23 protein-coding genes are annotated in these 21,054 nt (G+C 49.7%); all 23 read left to right on the forward strand.

What is annotated here, in order from left to right; genetic code table 11:
- Positions 1-1,148 precede the first annotated feature (1,148 nt).
- The 23 genes from CF15_RS08265 to CF15_RS08330 all read left to right on the forward strand — a co-directional run bounded on the left by CF15_RS08265 (position 1,149) and on the right by CF15_RS08330 (position 21,045).
- Positions 1,149-1,580 (forward strand): hypothetical protein, encoded by a 432-nt coding sequence (locus CF15_RS08265; RefSeq protein ID WP_058371531.1) that lies wholly within the window; start codon positions 1,149-1,151, stop codon positions 1,578-1,580.
- 125 nt (positions 1,581-1,705) lie between these two features.
- Complete coding sequence (locus CF15_RS08270; protein WP_083494625.1) at positions 1,706-2,860, forward strand: glycosyltransferase family 2 protein; 1,155 nt, start codon at positions 1,706-1,708, stop codon at positions 2,858-2,860.
- On the forward strand, positions 2,836-3,951 hold the full coding sequence (locus CF15_RS08455; protein WP_083494626.1) for a glycosyltransferase family 4 protein: 1,116 nt from the start codon (positions 2,836-2,838) through the stop codon (positions 3,949-3,951). Before CF15_RS08270 ends, CF15_RS08455 begins: the two co-directional genes overlap by 25 nt.
- An 11-nt stretch (positions 3,952-3,962) precedes the next feature.
- The gene (locus CF15_RS08275; protein WP_058371532.1) at positions 3,963-4,910 is read left to right on the forward strand and encodes an SDR family NAD(P)-dependent oxidoreductase; all 948 of its coding nucleotides are present in this window, start codon (positions 3,963-3,965) and stop codon (positions 4,908-4,910) included.
- Positions 4,891-5,586, forward strand: a complete 696-nt coding sequence (locus tag CF15_RS08670) for a class I SAM-dependent methyltransferase (protein ID WP_083494627.1) — start codon at positions 4,891-4,893, stop codon at positions 5,584-5,586. Before CF15_RS08275 ends, CF15_RS08670 begins: the two co-directional genes overlap by 20 nt.
- A 226-nt stretch (positions 5,587-5,812) precedes the next feature.
- Positions 5,813-7,345 carry a hypothetical protein gene (locus CF15_RS09015; protein ID WP_168371375.1) on the forward strand — a complete coding sequence of 511 codons (1,533 nt, stop codon included), beginning with the start codon at positions 5,813-5,815 and terminating at the stop codon, positions 7,343-7,345.
- A complete protein-coding gene (locus CF15_RS09020; RefSeq protein WP_168371376.1) occupies positions 7,342-7,923 on the forward strand; it encodes a glycosyltransferase family protein in 582 nt (193 codons plus the stop codon). The genes CF15_RS09015 and CF15_RS09020 overlap by 4 nt, the downstream gene beginning before the upstream one ends.
- Before the next feature lie 9 nt (positions 7,924-7,932).
- Positions 7,933-8,454: a glycosyltransferase family 4 protein gene (locus tag CF15_RS08675; RefSeq protein ID WP_269082840.1), complete on the forward strand. Its 522-nt coding sequence runs from the start codon at positions 7,933-7,935 to the stop codon at positions 8,452-8,454.
- A gap of 18 nt (positions 8,455-8,472) precedes the next feature.
- Positions 8,473-8,985 carry a hypothetical protein gene (locus CF15_RS09025; RefSeq protein ID WP_168371377.1) on the forward strand — a complete coding sequence of 171 codons (513 nt, stop codon included), beginning with the start codon at positions 8,473-8,475 and terminating at the stop codon, positions 8,983-8,985.
- An 82-nt stretch (positions 8,986-9,067) separates the two neighbouring features.
- The gene (locus tag CF15_RS08280) at positions 9,068-10,273 is read left to right on the forward strand and encodes a glycosyltransferase family 4 protein (protein WP_083494629.1); all 1,206 of its coding nucleotides are present in this window, start codon (positions 9,068-9,070) and stop codon (positions 10,271-10,273) included.
- A gap of 264 nt (positions 10,274-10,537) precedes the next feature.
- Positions 10,538-11,488 (forward strand): hypothetical protein, encoded by a 951-nt coding sequence (locus tag CF15_RS08285; protein WP_058371534.1) that lies wholly within the window; start codon positions 10,538-10,540, stop codon positions 11,486-11,488.
- A gap of 413 nt (positions 11,489-11,901) precedes the next feature.
- Positions 11,902-12,543 carry a hypothetical protein gene (locus CF15_RS09030; RefSeq protein WP_168371378.1) on the forward strand — a complete coding sequence of 214 codons (642 nt, stop codon included), beginning with the start codon at positions 11,902-11,904 and terminating at the stop codon, positions 12,541-12,543.
- A 25-nt stretch (positions 12,544-12,568) separates the two neighbouring features.
- Entirely contained in the window at positions 12,569-13,774 is a 1,206-nt protein-coding gene (locus tag CF15_RS08680; RefSeq protein WP_083494630.1) for a glycosyltransferase family 4 protein, read from the forward strand.
- Entirely contained in the window at positions 13,775-14,341 is a 567-nt protein-coding gene (locus CF15_RS08685) for a glycosyltransferase (RefSeq protein ID WP_083494631.1), read from the forward strand. It abuts the gene before it with no gap.
- Complete coding sequence (locus CF15_RS08295) at positions 14,302-15,267, forward strand: class I SAM-dependent methyltransferase (RefSeq protein WP_236698216.1); 966 nt, start codon at positions 14,302-14,304, stop codon at positions 15,265-15,267. The genes CF15_RS08685 and CF15_RS08295 overlap by 40 nt, the downstream gene beginning before the upstream one ends.
- 39 nt (positions 15,268-15,306) lie before the next feature.
- The gene (locus CF15_RS08300; RefSeq protein WP_083494632.1) at positions 15,307-15,993 is read left to right on the forward strand and encodes a methyltransferase domain-containing protein; all 687 of its coding nucleotides are present in this window, start codon (positions 15,307-15,309) and stop codon (positions 15,991-15,993) included.
- 162 nt (positions 15,994-16,155) lie between these two features.
- On the forward strand, positions 16,156-16,704 hold the full coding sequence (locus CF15_RS08305) for a sulfotransferase family protein (protein WP_168371379.1): 549 nt from the start codon (positions 16,156-16,158) through the stop codon (positions 16,702-16,704).
- Positions 16,623-16,820 carry a sulfotransferase gene (locus tag CF15_RS09375; RefSeq protein WP_420820199.1) on the forward strand — a complete coding sequence of 66 codons (198 nt, stop codon included), beginning with the start codon at positions 16,623-16,625 and terminating at the stop codon, positions 16,818-16,820. Before CF15_RS08305 ends, CF15_RS09375 begins: the two co-directional genes overlap by 82 nt.
- 167 nt (positions 16,821-16,987) lie before the next feature.
- Positions 16,988-18,064, forward strand: a complete 1,077-nt coding sequence (locus CF15_RS08310) for a glucose-1-phosphate thymidylyltransferase (protein WP_201783120.1) — start codon at positions 16,988-16,990, stop codon at positions 18,062-18,064.
- A gap of 15 nt (positions 18,065-18,079) precedes the next feature.
- Positions 18,080-19,117 carry an NAD-dependent epimerase/dehydratase family protein gene (locus CF15_RS08315; protein WP_201783121.1) on the forward strand — a complete coding sequence of 346 codons (1,038 nt, stop codon included), beginning with the start codon at positions 18,080-18,082 and terminating at the stop codon, positions 19,115-19,117.
- A complete protein-coding gene (locus CF15_RS08320; RefSeq protein WP_058371537.1) occupies positions 19,111-20,004 on the forward strand; it encodes an SDR family oxidoreductase in 894 nt (297 codons plus the stop codon). The genes CF15_RS08315 and CF15_RS08320 overlap by 7 nt, the downstream gene beginning before the upstream one ends.
- 39 nt (positions 20,005-20,043) lie before the next feature.
- Positions 20,044-20,613, forward strand: coding sequence for a dTDP-4-dehydrorhamnose 3,5-epimerase (gene rfbC / locus CF15_RS08325; RefSeq protein WP_058371538.1), 570 nt, complete (start codon positions 20,044-20,046; stop codon positions 20,611-20,613).
- 186 nt (positions 20,614-20,799) lie between these two features.
- Positions 20,800-21,045: a ribbon-helix-helix domain-containing protein gene (locus CF15_RS08330; RefSeq protein WP_058371539.1), complete on the forward strand. Its 246-nt coding sequence runs from the start codon at positions 20,800-20,802 to the stop codon at positions 21,043-21,045.
- Positions 21,046-21,054: the final 9 nt, after the last annotated feature.

Here is a 21,054-nt window from a genome sequence, read left to right on the forward strand (position 1 = left end):
GTAGGCCAGGCTCGACACGGTCGCGTTGACCGCGTCCGGCAGGAAGCCCGTGAGGAGGACGGCCAGCTCAGCCGAGGCGGAGGCGTAGCCCCTGCCCAGGAGGCCCAGGACCAGCCCGGGGTAGGCGGCGGCGTAGAACGCCACGGGGGCGGTGACGGCCAGGCTCACCCTCAGGGCCCTCCAGGCGGCCCCACCCCTCCCCCCGGCCATGCCGCTGAGCACCGGGAGGAGGAGGCTCAGCACGCTCATACCGAGCCCCGTAGCGAGGCCCGCGGCGGCGAAGGCCACGTAGTAGTAGCCCGTCTCCACGGCCCCGCTGCTCCCGTAGACGAGTAGCACGCCCAGCCACTGGCCGGCGAGGACCACGACGCCCGGGGCCCAGGAGGCCAGGCCGGCGGCCAGGACCCCCGCCACCGCGGCCGCGTCCAGGCCGATCCAGGCCCCGTAGCGCCTAGCCAGGTAGGGGAGCCCCACCAGGAGCACCGCGGCGGGGAGGAGGGCGTAGCCCGCCACGACCCCGGGGAGCCCGGCCCCGAGGGCCACGAGCCCCGCGCCCAGGGCCAGCTTGGAGAGGTTGCCCAGCAGCCTGGAGGCGAGGACCAGGTCGCTGCGGAGGAGGGCGAGCAGGGCAGCCTCCACCACCCCGGCCACGCCCAGCGCCGCCAGGGCGCCGGAGAGGAGGAGCATCCGGGGCCCGAGGCCCCCCAGCCCCCGGCCCGCGAGCCCCAGGAGGGCCAGGGCGGAGCCGGCGGCCAGGTAGACCAGGGCCATAGCGTAGAGCGTCGACCAGAAGACCCTCCGGAGGCAGGCCTCGTCCCCAGCCCCCAGGCACCTGCCCAGCCGGTGCTGGAGCCCGGCGCCCGCACCGAGCCCCGCAGCCCCCGAGACGAGGCCGGCGAGCCCAACCACGGCCGAGGCCCTGCCCAGGAGCCCGGGGCCGGCGAGCCTCGAGACCACGAGCCAGTAGAGGAAGCCGCCGAGAGCGTTAACCAGCCTAGAGGCGTAGAGCCAAAGCCCCCCGCGCACAAGCCTGGAGAGGCTCAAGCCCGCCCAGAACCCCGCAGGAGAGAAGGGCACCAGGCCCCGGGAGGGAGGCTTTTAACCCCCGCCGCCCCACGCCGCCCGCACAGGCCGGAGGGGCCCCGGGAGTGCCGCTACTCGCGGAGCTGGCGAGCCGCCTAGACCAGGGCCCCGGTAGCCGGGCCCTCGAGAAGGCGAGGGAAGCGGTAGCCAGGATACTCCTCCCAGAGAGGATCACGGGGCCCCTCATCCAGAAGTACATCCGGAAAGCAATACTCAACCACACCTGGCACGCCCTACCCCCCGAGACCAGGGCGCTCATGCTCCTCGCCCGCCGCCTCCCGAGAATAAAATCCCCCACCCTAGCATCCATCCTGAAGCAGGCCTTCCTGAGAATAGAGCTCGCAACCACCCGGGGCCAAGCCCTCCTCTACGGAGCACTCATAGCCATGAAGAAGGCGGCCCAGGACCTCCACAGGCTACTCCACAACGCCAGCAAGCTACTCATACTAGGACTATCCTACCTCAACAACCCGCCGATATACAGGATATACGGCTAGAGCCCCCCGGGAGCCGTGAAGGCCCACAGCCCAGAGACGGCAGGCACCGGGGCAGCGGACACAGCCCTGCTAGAAGCCGCCGAGCCCCACACAGACGAGCATAACACGGCAGCACGGACTACGACATGCAGGAAACAGTGCCAGACACGCCAGCAGTGGACACAGCCCTGCTAGAAGCCGCCGGGGCAGCCCTCGCAGCCATACACTTCGGGGTGCCCCTAGCCTACTACTTGTACCTCAGGAGGGCCTGGCTCCGCAGGCCCTGGGGGCTGAGGAGGGACCCCGGGTACACGCCCAGGGTGGTAGTGGTAGTGCCGACCTACAACGAGGCAGACCTCATAGAGCGTAAGCTCGACGACATCTACAGGCAGGACTACCCCCGCGAAAAGCTCGAAGTAGTGGTAGTGGACTCAGCCAGCACCGACGGCACCCCGGAGAAGGCTAGAAGGTGGGCCTCCAAGCACCCAGACCTAAAGGTCAGGCTCGTAGAGGAGCCCGCCAGGAGAGGCAAGGCGCACGCGCTAAACACAGCGCTAAAACACATCCCGCCAGACGCCGAGGTCGTAATCCTAACCGACGCAGACTCGTTCTGGCCCCAGAGAGACACGGTAAGGAGGGCCGTAGCCTACCTGGCAGACCCCACCGTGGGCGCCGTCTCCTGCCTCAAGAAGCCGGCGGGCCAGGGCCCCGGGGGCGTCGAGGAGGCCTACAGGAGCCTCTACAACCAGGTAAGGCTCGCAGAGAGCAAAGCCCACTCAACACCAATATTCCACGGGGAGCTAGCAGCCTACAGGAAGAGCCTCCTAGAAGAGATAGGAGGATTCCCGGAAGACCTCGGCGCAGACGACAGCCACACAGCAACCCTAATAGCGCTCAAAGGCCGCAGGGCGATAACACCCGAAGACGTATGGTGCACAGAGCTAGTGCCGAGAAAAGGCTACACCAGGTGGAGGATCCGCAGAGCGCAACACCTAACCCAACACTTCCAGAAAATCCTGAAAACAAGCCACAAAACACCAAGCCAGCTCAAGAGGATACTAGCAGTAGAGGCATACCTACACCTAGCCAACCCATGGCTACTACCAGCCGCCGCCGCACTACTAGCACTAGCCGCCGCCCACAAAAGCCCCTCAGCCATCATACTACTAGCCCTAGCCGCCGCGCTACTAGCGTACAAGCCGTACAGGACGTGGATAACAACACAACTATACCTCACAGCAGCAATGATAAGAAACCTACACACAAAGGAGATAACATGGGAAAAGCAGACCAAACAGTAAAAGGGCGGGTTCCAGAACCCATGAAGATACTCTACATAACTCCTAGATACTATCCGCATATAGGTGGTGTGGAGTATGTAGTGAAGTCTGTCGCTGAGAGGCTGGTTAGATGGGGGCATAAAGTTGCTGTGTTCTCTGGAGAACCCAATATAGAGATTCCTAAGGAAGATAATGTCAATAATGTACATGTAATTAGGTGGCCTGTATGGAGCCCCTCTAATGCTTATCATGTACCGAGAAAAAAGACCTTGTTTGAAAGAATGTTGGAAAATCTGCTGGATGATATAGATGTACTTCATATTCACAACATACATAGTGTTTTAACATATTATGCATGGAAAATTTGGAGACGAAGAAAAAACTGCAAGTTGATTTTAACGCCTTATTATCATGGAACAGGTCATACAGTAATTAGGAGAATGTTGTGGATCGGATGGAGAAGAATAATTAGAAGGATAATAAGAGATGCATATAGGGTTCATACAGTATCGCAATTAGAAGCTTCATTGATATCAAGAGATTTCCAGGTGCCGGCTGTACCGATCGAAAACGGGGTTGAAGAGAAAGTTAAAAGGCTCAATTGGAAACCTAGCAATTATGTTCTTTATGCAGGTAGGATTGAGAAATATAAAAATATTCATAGGCTAGCTAAAATAATATTGATGCTTAATAAGAAATATGGATATGATCTTAGCTTTATGGTTATTGGTGAAGGCCCATATAGAGAAAAGCTTAAAAAATATTTAGATAATATAGGAATCAATTATGTGATCTCACACTTTAAACCATATGAGGAATACCTCAAAATACTTTCGCAAGCATACTTCTTTGGATTGCTATCTGAAAAGGAATCTTATCCTCAGAGTGTGAATGAGGCCAATGCCATTGGAGTACCGGTGGTTATAGCAAAACCTTGGGGAGCAAATTTTAATAAAAGAAGGAGAACATTAATAATTGATCCAGAAAGCAATAGTGAGGTTTTAGCCATGAAAATAAGCGAATTCTTAAAACAAGTAGCTAATGAGCCTAGATCTAATGTCCCTACATGGGATGAGATCGCTAAAATATACATTCAAAAACTGTATAGCTAGGTGACAATTTTATGAGGGGAAAAGCATTAATCACTGGTGGTGCGGGCTTCATCGGTAGCCACTTAGTTGATAGACTCCTCAAAGAGGGGTGGGCTGTAAGAGTAGTCGATAATTTTAGCTCGGGCAGGTATAGTAATCTAGCTCATCATAGAGACAATCCTATGTTGGAAATAATTAGAGGAGACCTCAAGGATGCTGAGACAAGTATGAGGGTCGTAGAGGGGGTTGACGTCGTTTTCCACTATGCTGCCAATCCTGAAGTTCGCGTGAGCACTACAAACCCCGATATACATTTCAATGAGAATGTAGTGGCCACTTTTAACCTCCTAGAAGCTATGAGGAAGAAAGATATTAGGAAGCTCGTCTTTGCATCCTCTAGCAGCGTCTATGGTGAGCCTGAGAAAATACCGGTTAGTGAAAACGCACCGATAAAACCAGTATCCGTTTATGGGGCTAGTAAAGCTGCATGCGAGTCGCTAATACATGCATATAGTAAGCTATATGGGATAAAATCCGTTGTTCTTAGATACGCAAATGTCGTAGGACCTAGGCTTAGACACGGCATCATATACGATATAATTCAGAAACTAAGGAAAAATCCGAGAAGGCTAGAAGTCTTAGGCGATGGAACACAGGTTAGGAGCTACATCTATATCACAGATGCCATCGAGGCCACAATGCTTACCTTCAAAAACATGAATGATTATTTTGAAGTATACAATATAGGAAACGAGGACTGGATCACGGTAGACGAGGTAGTAAATGTAATTATAAAAGTTATGGGGCTAAGTAATGTAGAGATAATCCATAAGCCTATAGCCCATGGAGTAGGATGGCCAGGTGATGTGAAAAGAATAGCGCTTAGTATTGAGAAGCTGAAAAGCTTAGGATTTAAACCAAGAATGAATAGTATAGAATCTGTGAAGGAGGCGGCCAAGCATGTCGCAAATGAACCCTAAAGTATCAGCCATAAACTCTATTCTTAGCCGGTTAAGACTGGCTCGTGACTCAAAGCTTTTAGACATAGGTTGTGGCGACGGTAGTTTAACTATCCTTATTGCTAATAAGCTTAAAGTAAGTGAAATATATTGTATCGATGTAGACGAAAACGCATTAAGTATAGCTAATAAAAAGGGTATAATTACTTTCAAGCTTGACATAAGCAGAGATGATCTTCCTTTTCCAGAAAATACTTTTGATCTATGCCTTATGCTTGACGTGATAGAACATCTTGAAAACCCAGATCATGCACTTAGAGAAGCTTATAGAGTCCTAAAAAGAGGGGGATACTTACTGATCACAACTCCGAACATGGCTTCATGGTATAATCGTTTACTACTACTTCTCGGAAAACCTATCCTAGGCATTGACTTATCTAAAGAGTTTAGGTACAGGTACCCTCTTGGTGTAACACAGGTTATATCTGGACACCTAAGGCTTTACACCCTAGATGCACTTAGGAAGATGCTCTTTTATCACGGATTTAGAGTAAAGTATGAAGCCGGATATCCACAGGTCTTCTCAAAAACTCAGGTAAAGGGCTTCATACGCCTGGTTAGGCTTCTAGATGCATCTATCGCGCGCATCAGCAAGACCTGGGCGGCTAACCTATTAGTGTTAGCTGTTAAGAGCTGACATGTCGGTATTATCACTACTCCAAACACCACTAGTTCTATACACAGTTATCCTGACCATTACTTGGTTCTCCCTATTGGTGATTTCAGAGATCGCCCCCATAAAACCTAGTCTCAGCCCGAAAACTAGTAACAGACTAATGCATTCAATTTTTATAATTTACATTTTTATAACAATATTTTTCATCAAATTAAATTTAGTCTTGTATCCATATTTACATGCGATTATGATCGCACTCATTCTCTTACTCATACTAGGATCAATGCAGCATAATCCAAAGTCTTTGCTCTTGGTAGCCCTCTCTACAGCTATAACGCCCATAATAGTCATGACATCTACAAAGCACCCGCTTCCACTAGGTGATGACGCACGCTTCATTGGGTTCGCCCAAGCCATCTATAGAGATGGGAGATGGATACCGTTCAAATACCAGGAAAACACGTACTATCAGCCATTCCATCTAATACCTTTCCTCGAATATATTCTAGCAGTATTGCTAGGCCTCAACTTAAAAAACATTGAAGCATACTATCTCCTCCTAAAATTTAGCCTCTGGCTCACTTATATGATCTCCACTTACCTAGTTATAAAGAACTTAAGTAATGATTACTCTAAGTCATTAGTAGGTATACTGCTTCTATCTATAACTCCCCCAATCGCTCTAACCCAGGTAGTTCACCAAGCTTATGCGATAGTGCTTTTCCTGATAACAGCCTCAGTATTAGTGAAGGAAATAAGGGTTAGGCAGAGCTTAAACACACTGTTCCTAGTTATAATAGTATTATGGATTGCTGGAATAATTGCTCATGCAACCTATACTGTGATGTTTCTAGCATTCATTTTACCCCTCTTCTTAATAGAAAGGGAGGGGGTTTCTAAGAAAAACATTGCATTGCTCTCAGCAACACTAGTATCAATTAGCATCATTTATTGGACATACCTATACATGCTTGACGAGATTGTACGATCAACAATAAGTGCTACGACAAGACTCATAGATTTACTAATAGGGAGAACACCGTTCTCCCCCTTCCATGGAACAGCAAAACCCTGGTACACGTCATCTACATCAACATTTTTCATAGCCTGGGCCTTTGTTCCCTCCATAGTAGCCTCATACATACTCCTTCTCCTTTCAAAAATAATATTTAAACATTGGAAATACTCTTGGAGTTTCATGGAACTGTTAGGTTTTCTAGGATTAAGCGGAACAGCCGTAAACTATATCTTACGCGCTCTCTCCACTTTTGGCGGCAGGTACTTCTACTGGCTATACATACTAATGATCCCGCTGGCAACTATGGTAGTAAAGAAAGTATCAAGAAGCCCACTCAGTCTATTACCCTCCATAATCCTGATCTCCACGGCTGCGTTTTACGGCATACAGGATCCAACAATGGCTGCTAACACTTATGGAAACTATATTGGCTGGGCAGACAGAACCAGCTGGCATATAGCCCTAGAGCTACAGCCATACCTTGGCCACAGAGCATCCAAATGGATCGATCCAAGACTGTCAGCACCACTAAGCTCCACAGCTCCGCTACCAGCAGGTAATGGGAGAATCAACTATCAGCAAAAGGTAGCAATAATAGGTGTTGATAAGGTAGGATTGAAAGGCGCCTCAAAGGACCCACGTAATGTAGACTGGTTTATAAGAAATTTCAACGTAGAACCACATAACATCATGAATAAGCTAGACGAATTTAGTGTAATTCTAAACATCGACAAATATATCGGGATATGGGGAAACCCTTGAAGATTCTTTTCCAAACAATAGGTGTTTTAATACAATATAATTGGGCTTTACCATACTATTTGAGTAGAGAGGACGTTAAAATTACTCTCATAACGAATATGTTTTCCTACTTTATGGGCGGGTATTATTACCACTTTAAAGCACTTAATAAGCTAACACCGCTTTTCACGGGCTTCGGGTTACCTTATACCCAGCAATACGACAAAAATATTACCAGTAACATTCCAGTAGGTAGGCTTAGTAGAGGATCTGATGTAATCCATCTTAATGATTCAAAAAATCCTCTTACGAAAAGACTGTTAAATGTAGATAAACCTAAGCTTTTCTTCCTTCATGGATCGCTAGATATAATAAATCTAGCTAATCCGCCTAAAGAATTAGAGGAAATAAGATCTAAAGTTGATGCGTTCGTGGTTGCAAGCAATCATGCCGCCTATACTGTTAGGAGAGTGCTCGGGTTCACGCCGATAGTTATACATCACGGCATAGATACTATGATATTCAACCCCTTCAATATCACTAAGCAGAGAGCGAGAGAAAAACTGTCAATACCATTGAATAAAAGGGTTATATTATAGGTCGCCCGGATAAGCCCTGAGAAAAACCTCCAGATGGCCATCAAAGCCCTCCCACATGTGGTTAGTGAGGATAAAGATGTTCTACTGGTAGTTAAAGGGAGAACAGTAGATAGAAAGTATTTGGGTTTCATTCTCAAGCTGATTAAGAAGCTAAATGTGAGTAAATATGTAAGATTTGATTTCAAATGGAGCCCCAACGTGACTATGGTCTATTATTATTATCGGGCTGCAGATGTTTATGTACATACATCCTTGTCCGAAGCTTTTGGCTCCCTAACACTCTTAGAAGCTATGGCTTCAGGGACGCCAGTAGTAGCAAATAACGCTTCAAGCATCCCTGAAGCCGTTGGTAATGCTGGCCTACTAGTAAACTCAGAGGAAGAACTAGCTGAAAAGATTCTAGAAATACTGCATGATGATAGCCTAAGACGCAAACTATCTAGAGAAGGCTTTAGAAGAGTTATCGAAAATTTTTCGTTAAAAATAACTGCTAAGAAATATCTACAACTATATAGAAAATTGATGGGTTAAAAAGGTGTAAGCAAGGACGTGGTGCTAGTTAGCATAGTAATATTAAACTACAATTGTAGTTTAATATTACATTGTGAAGAGTACTTGAACAGATTGCTTGGAAGTTGCTCTATATTAACTACTAGAGGACATGCTTTTGCTGTTCTTATACGGAGGGAGACAGTTATAGATTGGAAACCACGACATGATCTTTCAGCACTTGAGACCTTCAGCCTTGCACAACATATATTATCTAAGGGATACCTATGGATAGAGCTTTTTAAACCCTGTTGTATTCATCTAAAGGAGCTAAAATATGGAGCAGGTATAAGCCGTTATTTTAGACAAGGTCTTTGGGAAGGTGCAGGGGCTAGACTTGTAGGAATCAAGAAAAGACATATGCTTGAGGAAGTTGTTGCTAGATTATTAGGAGGGGTCTTAACCGCTTTAATTACTCATGATGTAAAACATTTAGCTAATAATACAGCTTTAAGACTAGGGCTACTTCTAGGTTATCTTGTACCTTATAAATTCAGAGTCTGGCGTAGATGAAATGTTTTGTGTCACAGCGTTGTTCGGAAATAAAAATTCCAGTTTATTAAACTAAGACAGCGTATTTAGTGAAAAGTCCAAGTTGAAAATACTTATTATCTCAGAGCCCTTTTGGCCTAAGGGTAGCGGAGGTCCTCTAGCCACTTATCTTATAACTAGGATTCTAGCAAGGAATAGAGACTTTAATATAACTGTTGTTATTGGCACTGAGAAATCGGCTAAGATAAGAAACGTTGAATTCATTGTGGATCCTATGCTTAGAGCTTCAAATAAGGTAAAGTTGTTACTAAGACTTACTAATCCTGTGGTAAGGCATAAATATGAGAAGCTTATAAAAAAATTCGATATATTGTATATTCCATCATACTCCCCCTGTGGTTATCCTCTAATACCTATTGCTAAGAGGCTTGGGAAGAAGGTGGTTGTTCACCTCCACGACTACCAGCCCTTCTCCTACAACTCCGTCATACCGGCAGGCCGCCACGGTAGTGTTTTGAATGGTGTCAGCTACGAGGCCCGGTACGAGGTTTACGAGCATGGCAGCGTTGGGAGGGCTGTCCTGGGATCCCTGGCGACCCCTCTCATAGGTCTTTACAGGCTGTGGGTTAGACAGGCGGATGCAGTCGTATGCGTCTCAAGGAGGCAGGCGGAAATAGTGGCTGAGATAGCGCCAGAGCTTAGGGGCAGGATCAGGGTCGTATACAACCCCCTCCCAGACGTCCCCCCAACGGAGAAGAGGCTTGGAGACCCCGCCTTCCTATATCTAGGCGGTGACAGCTACATTAAGGGGTTCCATGTTCTCCTGGGCGCTTCCCGGAAAATCCTGGAGCATTATCCCAATGTAGAATTCCTGCTAGCCGGGAGATTCAGGGATTCAAGCAGGCTCCTCGTCGAGAAGCTGAACAGAAGGTTTAATGAAGCATATAGGGTGCTAGGCTACCTGAAGCATGAAGATATTGTAAGGCTTCACGGAGAGAGCTACGCCCTCCTCTTCCCATCAGTAGTCGAGGAGCCCTCGCCATACGCTGTCCTCGAATCCATGCTGGCCGGGACGATACCAATAGCTTCGAGGGTGGGCGGGGTCCCCGAGATAGTTGAGGGTACACCCGCCGAGAGAATGCTCTTCACGCCAGGCGATGCAGGCGAGCTAGTGGACCGTATCGAACACGTTTTATCCTTCTCCAAGGAGCAGCTAGTCGATATGGGGTTTAAGCTGAGGGAGTCTGTCACGAGGAAGTTTAATAACGAAAGAATTAAGCGAGAGCTGATGAAAGTGTTTACTATATAAATGTGTGGGATAATGAGGCCGGCAGACCAGACTAATACCTATAATACTGACGGCAACTATACCTACGTTTTTCACAGCCCAGGGATCGAGCCGTGGGTTCCAGGCCTTCTGAAGGCGAGGCACTCTCTAGGCAGATAAACTTAGAGAAAGGTAAAACGCTAACAATGTACAATATTACGTTAATGAAAATACTCTTTAATATTTATAAGAAGAGGGCGGGAAGCAAGCTTTACTTGATATCGTTTAAGGTTAAAGGGTGATAGTATGAAAGTTGTGACGCTACCCGTTTTAAGCGTCGCAGTTTCTGGGGGCCGTGTATATGCTCTATTAAAGGAGTCAGATGGTAGGCTCTCCCTGGCTTCTTTCAACCGTGAACTGGAGGTTGAGGACAAGCTTGCAGCTCTAAAGGGTTCTAGAGGCTTTGTACTGGATGCATGGAGAGATTCCCTCCTGTTCTCAGTAGATAATAAGCTCTACGCCTTAAGGGGTGGTGAGGTTAAAAGTGTCCTTAGGGCTCACCTGCCGGTTAACATCTTCTGGCATGCAACTAGAGCGAATGGACACGTCTATGTCCAGGAGTATGGAGAGAGCCCTACGGGAATATTTGAGCTGGATAGGGATTACGAGAGCTCTCGGCTATTGATCACTAATAGGGATCTCGATAAAGGCTCTAAGCACTTTCACAGCGTAGTGTATGATCCGTTTAGAGGCTGGCTAGTAGCCACGCTCGGGGATGGGAATTTATTGAGAGTTGCTGTCTCAGCTAATGGCGGGGAGAACTGGCGCCCTCTCTACAGGGGTCCCTGGCAGTTCGTCCCCATCGTTCCTTTGAAGGATACAATCGTGTTCGGTATGGATAGCGGGATTGCGAGGGGTGGTGTAGGGATATATTATCCTAGCAAGAAGAGGTGGAGGTTCATATTTCTTAAATGGATTAATGAGAGAGTTAAGCTTGCCCAGATGAGTGATTTGAAGCTGCTAAGCAATGGTTTATGGGTAGCTGCTCTAGGCACTCCTCAGGCGATAGTTGTCTCTAAAGATTTGAAAACATGGTATCCCCTATATGTTGAGGGGTTTGATGAGCATTTTAACCACTATATGCAGGTGAGTGTGGGAGAGGACTTCATAGCGTGTTCAACAGGTAGAAGCCTTCTGGTGTTTAGGAAAGACGAGGTATATAATGCTTTGAATAAGAGCGAACCTGCAATGGCTTAAAGGCATAGTAAGGTTTAAGATGAGAGTTCGTCATAGCCATTATATGACGAACTTTGTGTTGAGCCATGGAATATAAGAAAATGCTATTAATAGCTGCTACGGCTACAGTTATTGGACTTAAGGAGCTTGATTCTAGGAGTATTTTCTAAGCTGTCTGATCTTCTAACAAAGAATCGTCTCAAACGAGCTTAGAAAATTATACTTTAATGAAGCCCTAAGGAGGGGAAATGCCGAACTCAGAAAAAGATTCTAGAAAAACATATAATCTATCTACAAGATTAGTGGATGCGTCGGAAGAAAAACACGGACCCATATTGATACGTTGTATTTGTTCTAAAAGGGCAAAAGATAGAGGAATCTTAGTGAGAGGGCTGATGTAGGCATATACCTCGCTAAAAAGGGGAAAGCTAGCCTTGCCGAGGAGGCATATAATTGTGTTTGTTGGCCATGTTGGGGCTGGCAAAACTACACAGGCAAAATATTTAGAAGCATATTTAAAGAAAAGAGGTCAAAGATCAAAGTTTACTTATTTGAAAACATATTTTGTTTTTACAAATAACTTACTGCGAATATTTAGAAGAATGAATATTAGTAGAATAGGTCTCTATTTTATTCATCGGTTGCTGGTTGTACTGGACCTAGTAATTAATGTCTTTATTCTTCCTCTTTTAGCCTTATTTAGAGTTAGAATACCTTCTAAGTTTTACAAATACATTCTTATTGAGGAGTATTTGCCTGGAATTCTTGTGGATTATGTTCATGCGAAATTAATACTTAGATTAAATAAGAAATTCTTAATGAGGGCTATGCATGTTTTACTCAGACTTCTCTACATCGACTCAACAACGATCATATTAGTGTGCAATGCTCAATCCCTGCCGTACCGCTGGAAGGCTAGAAATACTCCTCCAGAAGCACCCTCTTACCTCAAGGTGCAAGAGAAAGTATTTACCCTATGGAGTAAACACGTGGAAAACACTTTTTACGTATCTACTGAAGGAAGAAGTGTCAAGGAAACGAATCGAGAAATAAGAAAGCTGTTAAATATTCCTTAGTTTAAAAATTGAGGTACTTAGGGAAATGAAGCCTCTTATAATAGCACCAAATGATCTAAGGATACGTGAAGGCACGACTATAAGGATTACAGGGCTTATAAAGAGTATTGCCCCCAATATGGAGAAAATATATCTTGCCTCAGCGTTCATAAACAAAGAGTTATCCCAACTACATAATTTAGAGTGGGTTAAGATTAGATTCCTAAGAGCATTAACATTACTATCCATAAATTATTCAAGCATTATGTCGAGGCATTTCTTTGATATTGGTTTAACACGTATCATGATAAATAAGGAAATACGTGACGCTGACGTAATTCATGCTCATTGGATTCTCACCTTACCCTTAGCGGTAGGTATTCATAAATATAATGGAGCCCCCATAATTGTAGACCTTCACGGGCTTTTCGAGCTCCAATCCCAAAGCCCATCCATTTCTCTTGCAGGCTGGCTCTTAGTTAACCTGTCTAGGATAATTGAGGTAATGCGCGTGAGAGATAAATACATAGAAGCCTTCACTGTTCCCTCGGAGCCCCTTAAGCAATATCTTATACGCAGGTATGGACTGCCAGGTGACAAGATATTTGTGGTTCCAGATGGTATAGACATTAATGATATCCCTAGTTATGATGAGGATCTCGCTAATCAAATGAGGAACATGCTTGGCATAAAAGATGAGCATGTGGTTGCCTATGTGGGAACAGTATCGTATTTCCATGGGTTTCACGATTTACTGAAGGCTTTCAAAATAGCTAAGCACCGCATAGAAAACATAAAACTGCTACTCATAGTTCCAAACAGAGTACAAGCACTTAATATAGCGGGCAGAACCGGCATAAGTGATCAAGACCTCATAGTTCTCGAAAATATTCCCCGGAGAAAAATATACTATTACCTCTACCTATCCGACGTTCTCGTAATACCCCACAGAGCCGGTACTCAGTTCGAGTTCCTACCCTCCAACAAGCTTCTCGACTATATTGCTTCAGGCAAGCCTATAGTAGGCTATGATCTGCCAAGCATCAGACATCTTCTATACAAGTATGAGCCGAAAATACTAGTTAAACCTAATGATCCAGAAGCCCTAGCCTCTGGAATAATAAATGCTCTTCAAATAAACAGACGGGCACCATATAAGGTTATTAAAGCAGTCTTAAGTAAATATTCATGGAATAACGTAGGAAAGCAATTACTAAGTGTTTACAGGAGGGTTAAGGGAGGTATTAGATAAATGATCTCGGTGATCGTAGTTTACAATGATGTAAGGATACTAAACGAGTGGTTATTAGAGAGTTTGAAGAATCAAAGTGCAGATTATGAGCTTATAGCACTAGATAACAGGAAAGGCGATTTTCCTTCAGCTGCTAATGCCTACAACTATGGAGGCTTAAGGGCACGTGGCGACTATCTAATGTTTGTTCATCAAGACGTAAGATTATTGGGGAATACTTGGATTGAGGAGGCGGAGAGAATTCTACGGAACTTGCCTAAGCTAGGTGCTGCAGGTGTGGCTGGAAAAAGATGTGATATTCGTGGAGTTATAACTAATGCTATTCATGGTGTTCCACCGCGACCGGCTGGTCAGATAAGAATATCAAAACCTGTGAAGGTTCAAACGCTAGATCCCCTGCTTATAATTGTGCCGAGAAAAGTTTTCCAGAGATTAAAGTATGATGAACATACATGCAACGGATGGCATCTTTATTCCATTCCGAGGATTACTGCCTCACCTTACAAAGGGAGGGGTTCAACTGTTATGTGCTACCACTTCCCGTTTATCATCGGTCAACAGGTGTAAAGCCGAAGAAAAGAAAACTCATTGACTACGGCCCTTATCCTGATGAATACTATGCGATACTTAAAAAAGTGTTAAGGAAGCATAGGCTCCATTACCGTAAGATATGCACGACTTGTGGGGACTACTATACATTTATACCTCTTTTTATCCAATTGACTCTGCCGAGAGTAATGAAGACTATCTTCTTGAGACTGTTTGGATCAAGCTTACGGTTATTGATTAGGAGCTGGCTGCTCAGGAATTTCGTTACAGCCTACTTTACGGCCAAGTATAGGAGGCTGTTGAGGGAGGGTGTAAGCTTAGATGACCTAATAGACTTTGCCTTTGAATTTGTTGGCCTACCACTAGTAAAGTCTCACCAATTGTCGGATATCGACCTTATCAACGCGTTAACCATAAGGCCTGCCCAAGTAAAGGAGGAAATCCGAGAATTCCTGAGCATACTGCAGAAAATAAGACCTAAAATCATTCTGGAGATAGGCACTGAGCGAGGGGGGACACTATTCCTGCTCAGCCAGGTAGCGGATGAAGATGCCACACTCATATCCATAGACTTACCATGGGATAACCGAGCATCCAAAGGCCATAGCTTCGGCTTCAGCTATCCACCATGGAGAGAGAAACTTTACAGGTCATTTGCTAGGGGCAATCAGAAAATATATCTCCTAAGAGGGGATTCACACTCGCAAGCGACCCTAATGGAGGTCAAAAGAATCCTCAGAGGGAGAAAACTGGACGTCTTATTCATAGATGGGGATCATACTTATGAGGGTGTTAAGAAGGATTTTGAAATGTATTCTCCACTAGTTAAAAAAGGAGGTATAATAGCTTTCCACGACATTGTCCCACACCTGCCTGAAACCGGTTGTGAGGTAAACAAATTCTGGAACGAGATTAAGAATAACTATAAATATCTCTTGAGATAGTTTGAGGATTGGAACCAGAAGTGGGCGGAGATAGGTGTCTTGTGTCATGTATCTGTACTAGAGTTCTTTATTGAATACGCGAGAGCAGAGGAGTTTAAGGGTAAAAAGGTATTAGAGGTTGGAAGTAGATATGTTAATGGAAGTGTGCGTCCGTTGATTGAGAAATATTTCCAACCTAAAGAATACATTGGAGTGGATATAGAGCCCGGTAAGTTTGTAGACCTGGTGTTGCCTGCTGAAAGGCTCCTAGAATACTTTGGCCCGGAATCTTTTGACGTGGTGATTAGTACGGAGTTGCTTGAGCACGTCGTTGATTGGAGGCTTGTAGTAAATAACATGAAGGGTGTGCTGAAACGTGGGGGATACATTTATATCACGACTAGATCTAGAAGTTTCCCTTATCATGCCTATCCTTACGATTTCTGGAGATATGAAATTGAGGACATGAAAAGGATCTTCGCTGATTTCAACATTATAAAATTAGAAAAGGATCATCAGGCTCCTGGGGTCTTTCTTAAGGCCAAGAAGCCAGAGAACTATGTACCAGCTGACTTGTCGAACATAGCGCTTTACTCTATAATATTAGGGAGGAGAACAAGAGACATTCCAGATATTGGCGATGCTCCACTTATTAGGAGGCTTATCCTTAGACTATTAAGTTCTAAGGCCAAGTGGCTACTGCCAGGAGGCTTATTACGTCTCATAGAAAAGAAAATCGTGGTTTAAGTACTTAGTTCTTTATCAAAGAATCGTTGTTATATTAGGCTTATCCACAATATAAAATTTAATTTATTCAAGCTTCACAATTTATTTTATCTACCAGCAAGCTATCAAAACGCTAAAATAGGAGAGTAGAATATTATCTAAGAACGTAAGTTAAAGATTAGTTTGGGTGCGAAGGAATTGAAGACAATAATTGTTCTGGGGATGGGTAGGTCTGGAACCTCGATGGTAGCTGGGATTCTGCACATACTCGGGGTTAACATGGGCGAGAGGCTCCTCGGGGCCCACTGGTCCAACCCTCTAGGCCACTTCGAGGACCTTGACTTCGTCGAGTTGAACGAGGAGATCCTGAGGGCGGCCGGTGGGAGCTGGGACAACCCCCCGGCCCGGGAGGCGATCCTGGCGGTCGCCCCACGCTTCTACGATAGGATAAGGCCGCTCGCGGAGGAGGAGAGGAGGAGGCACGAGGTGTGGGGCTGGAAGGATCCCAGGACCTCCCTCACCGTGGAGCTGTACCTCCCCCACCTCGAGAACCCCTACTTCATAGTGTGCCACCGCGACTGGGAGGCTATAGCGCGCTCCCTCAAGAGGAGGGATGGGATGAGCATAGAGAGGGGGTCTGGCTGGCCAGGGTGTGCTATGAGAGGGTTGAGGAGTTCTTCAGGGAGCACCCGGGCCTCAGAAGACTGGACGTTCGCTACGAGGACTTCATAGCCGGCCCGGAGGCTCACGTCAGGAGGATAGCCTCGTCCATAGGCCTGGAGCCCGGTGAGGAGAGGATCAGGAGGGCCACTGCCTTCGTGCTCTCCCCGGGGAGAGGGAGAGGCTAGTCAGGAGGATGAGGAGGGAGGAGATGGCCCGAAGGATCGTCAGGGGCTTGACGAACCCGAGGAAGGCGCTCAGGTACATTATGGGGAGGCTCCTGGGGAGAAGGTAGCCGGCTCACGGCCCCCGTTTATACCCTGCCCGCCGCCCTGCCTCCCCCGGGGGCTCAGCGTTGGGCGGCGGCGTTAGGGGCCTGGTTCTTGCGGGCGGCGAGGGCACGCGGCTTAGGCCGCTGACCCTCGCCATGCCTAAGCATTTGGTGCCCCTGCTGGGTAGGGCTATGATTGAGTACCCCATCGGGCACCTGGTGGAGGCTGGGGTTAGGGATGTTGGTGTTGTGGTCGGCTACCTGGGCCACTTGATCACGGGCTACCTGGGTGATGGGTCTAGGTATGGGGCCAGGTTCACGTACATAAGGCAGGGGGAGAGGCTTGGGATAGCGCACGCTATACACCTGGCCGTCGAGGAGGGCTTCGTGGATGGGCCCTTCGTTGTCTACCTTGGTGACAACATACTCGCCGGGGGGGTACGGGGGTTCCTGGAGAGGTTCCTGGAGGAGGAGCCGGACGTGCTCATACTCCTCTCCAGGGTCAGGGATCCCGGGAGGTTCGGCGTCGCGGTCGTCAGGGACGGCAGGGTCGTGCGGCTGGTGGAGAAGCCGAGGGAGCCCCCCTCAAACCTCGCCCTGATAGGGGTCTACTTCTTCAGGGACCCCGACCTGGTGGAGAGGGCCTTCACGGCCCTCAAGCCTTCGTGGAGGGGTGAGTACGAGGTCACGGACCTGATACAGTGGTTCATAGACAACGGGTACAGGGTCGACTACGACGTAGTAAACGGCTGGTGGAAGGACGTCGGGACCCCCGAGGGGCTCCTCGAGGCGATATACCTCCTCCTGGACGAGTCCAAGCCCAGGATTGACGGGGAGGTCGCGGGGGAGGTCGTGGGGAGGGTTATAGTGGAGGAGGGCGCCGTAGTCGAGGGGAGGGTCTACGGGCCGGCCTACATAGGCCGGGGGGCCCGCATAGGCGGGGAGGCTGCGGTCGAGCACTACGTGTCCATAGAGAGCGGGTCCAGGGTGCTCTCGGGCTCCATATCGAGGTCGCTCATAATGAGCGACAGCGTCATAGACGTCAAAAGGCTTAGGCTCGTTGACAGCGTTGTGGGCCAGGGCTCCATCGTGAGGGCCTCCAGGGAGATACACGGGGAGATCAGGCTGGCGATATCGAATTACAGCCGGGTCGAGATATAGCGCCGATACTGGAGTATGCGCGGTGACGTCGGCTGGAGGGGTGGCTTGGTGAGGGTCCTAATCACGGGTTGCGCGGGCTACATAGGCACAACGCTCACCCCATACCTCCTCAGGAGGGGCTACGAGGTCAGATGCGTCGACAAGCTAATCTTTGGGAGGGATGTCGTAGAGCACGTGCTAGGTGAGAGGGGGTTCGAGCTTGTAGAGGCCGACGTGAGGAGCGTAGACCCCCAGGTTCTCAGCGGGGTCGACTGCGTGGTGGACATGGCCGCCATACCTAACGACCCCGCGGGGGACCTCAACCCCGAGCTCACGCTCTCCATAAACTACAGGGGCAGGGCTAGGATGGCATCCATGGCGAGGGAGAGGGGGGTCCCCTGCTATGTCCTATTCTCCAGCTGCAGCGTCTACGGGAGGCAGGAGGGGCCCGTCGACGAGGCCGCGGAGCCCAGGCCGCTGACAGTCTACGCCAGGGCCAACCTCCTAGCGGAGAGGGCCGTTCTCCCCCTCGCCAGCGAAGGGTTCACCCCCGTGGCCCTCAGGCTAGCTACAGTCTACGGGCCATCGAGGAGGATGAGGTTCGACCTCGTAGTCAACGCTATGACCCTCTCAGCCTACCGGGAGGGGAGGATATACGTCGAGGGCGACGGGATGCAGGAGAGACCCCTAGTACACGTCCTAGACGTGGCTAGGGCCGTGGAGAGGGTGCTGGAGGCCGTGGAGAGGGACCCAGACCCCCTCAAGGGCCAGGTAATCAACATCGGCTCGGACGAGCAGAACTACAGGATAATCGAGATAGCTAGGATAGTGCGCGGGATAGTCGGGGGCGAGATAGTCTTCCGGGGCGAGGTTGACAGGAGGAGTTACAGGGTCAAGTTCGGGAGGGCTAGGAGGCTACTCGGCTTCCAGCCACTCTACACAGTGGAGGATGGAGTCAAGCAGGTATACCACGAGCTCCTCACGGGGAAGCTGAAGCCCGAGCCCCGCTGGATAACGGTTCAGTGGTATAGGGAGCTACTCTCCAGGAACCCGGAGGTGCTGCTAAAGTGGTAGCCCTGGTCACGGGGGTCAGCTCCTCCCCGGGCTACAAGGCCGCCCTCTCCCTCGCCCGCAGGGGGGTCGAGGTGGTCGGAGTCTATAACCAGCATCCCGTCAGAGTTAAGGGTGTGGAGACCATTAGGAGGGACCTCACCCGGGACGCCCGCGGGCTCGTGAGGGAGTACAAGCCCGACGCCGTGGTGCACACCGCCGCTATGGGAAACGTCGACCTCTGCGAGGAGGATAGAAGCGCCTGCTACAGGGTGAACGTTGAGGCGACTAGGGAGCTCCTCAGGGAGGCCTACAGGCTCGGAGCCAGGATAGTCTACCTCTCGACGGACTACGTCTTCGACGGGGCGAGGGGGCTCTACAGGGAGGAAGACACGCCCTCCCCCGTCAACTTCTACGGGCTCACCAAGCTCCTAGGAGAGGAGGCGGCGCTAGCCCTCGGGGGCGTAGTGGCCAGGACCTCAGCGGTCTACGGCGTGGGCCCGGGGAGGCCCAACTTCGGCAAGGTTGTGGTCGAGAAGCTCATGCGAGGAGAGCGGGTGAGAGCCTTCACAGACCAGTGGCTCTCCCCCACGCTCAACACCCTCCTAGGCGAGGCCCTCGCAATGCTGGCGGTCGAAGCCGACTACGAGGGGATACTACACGTGGCCGGCCCCCGGATGAGCAGGTACGACTTCGCCGTCGCAGTAGCCAGAGCCTTCGGCCTAGACGAGGGGCTCATAGAGCCCGCCTCGATGGATAGCGTGGACTTCAAGGCTCCAAGGCCCAGGGATAGCAGCCTTGACTCCTCCAAGGCCTCAAGAATGCTGGGGCTAAGGCTCAACGACCTAGGCCACGCGCTCAGCCTATTCAAGAGAGAGCTTCGCGGCGAGACGGGCCAGCCCCCAACTTAAATCCTCCGGGAACCCCGAGCCGTTCTGGTGGTGTATGCCTTGCCGTTCAAGTCCTTCAAGCGGCTCGGGATCCCCGACGTGGTACTGGTCGAGCCCGTGGTCTTCCCCGATGAGAGGGGCTTCTTCGCGGAGCTCTACAAGAGGACCCCATTCCTCTCCGAGGGGATCCCCTACGACTTCGTCCAGGTGAACCTGAGCAAGTCGAGGAGGGGCGTCGTCAGGGGGCTGCACTACCAGCTCAGGCCGATGGAGCAGGGTAAGCTGGTCACGGTCCTCCGGGGCAGGATCCTGGACGTTGCAGTGGATATCAGGAGGGGGAGCCCGTGGTATGGGAGGTACGTGGCTGTCGAGCTGGCCGCCAACGAGCCCAGGCTGCTCTGGGTGCCCCCAGGCTTCGCCCACGGGTTCCAGGCGCTCGAGGACGACACCCTGGTACTATACCTGGTGACCAAGGAGTACAGCCCCGAGCACGAGCGCTGCATCAAGTGGGACGATCCGGACATAGGCGTGGACTGGCCCATAAAGGAGGGCGTCCTGCTCAGCGAGAAGGACCAGAGGTGCCCGCCGCTGCGCGGGGCGGAGACGAACTTCGAGTACCCCGGGGGCTAGTGCCCCCGGACAGCGGTCTTGCCGCGGCTGTTGCTGCCGGCGTTGCTGTGCGGCTTCCCTTGCTGCTACCGCTGCTGCCCTGCGGGGGCTGTCCGGCGGGGGTGGTGGCGTTCTCGTGGCCCCGGGGCGTCTTTAATGATATTTAATTAATGCCTCGTCCTCCCCGGGGCTGCGGGGTTTGGGGTCTTGGCCTCCGGCGGCTCTGGCGGCAGGAGGGGGAGGTACACTACTGTCTCTATACCGGTCTCCCTCTACGAGCGGATCCAGAGGCTTATCGAGGGGACGGGGTTCACCAGTGTGTCCCAGTTTGTGACGTATGTGCTGCGGGAGGTTGTGGCGGAGATGGAGGAGGAGAGGCTGAGGAGCGGGGAGGTTGGTGAGGAGGAGAAGAAGGCTATTCTCGAGAGGCTTCGGAGGCTTGGCTACCTGTAGCCCTCCTAT

This window comes from Pyrodictium occultum (genome assembly GCF_001462395.1).
In the GTDB taxonomy this organism is placed as follows: domain Archaea; phylum Thermoproteota; class Thermoprotei_A; order Sulfolobales; family Pyrodictiaceae; genus Pyrodictium; species Pyrodictium occultum.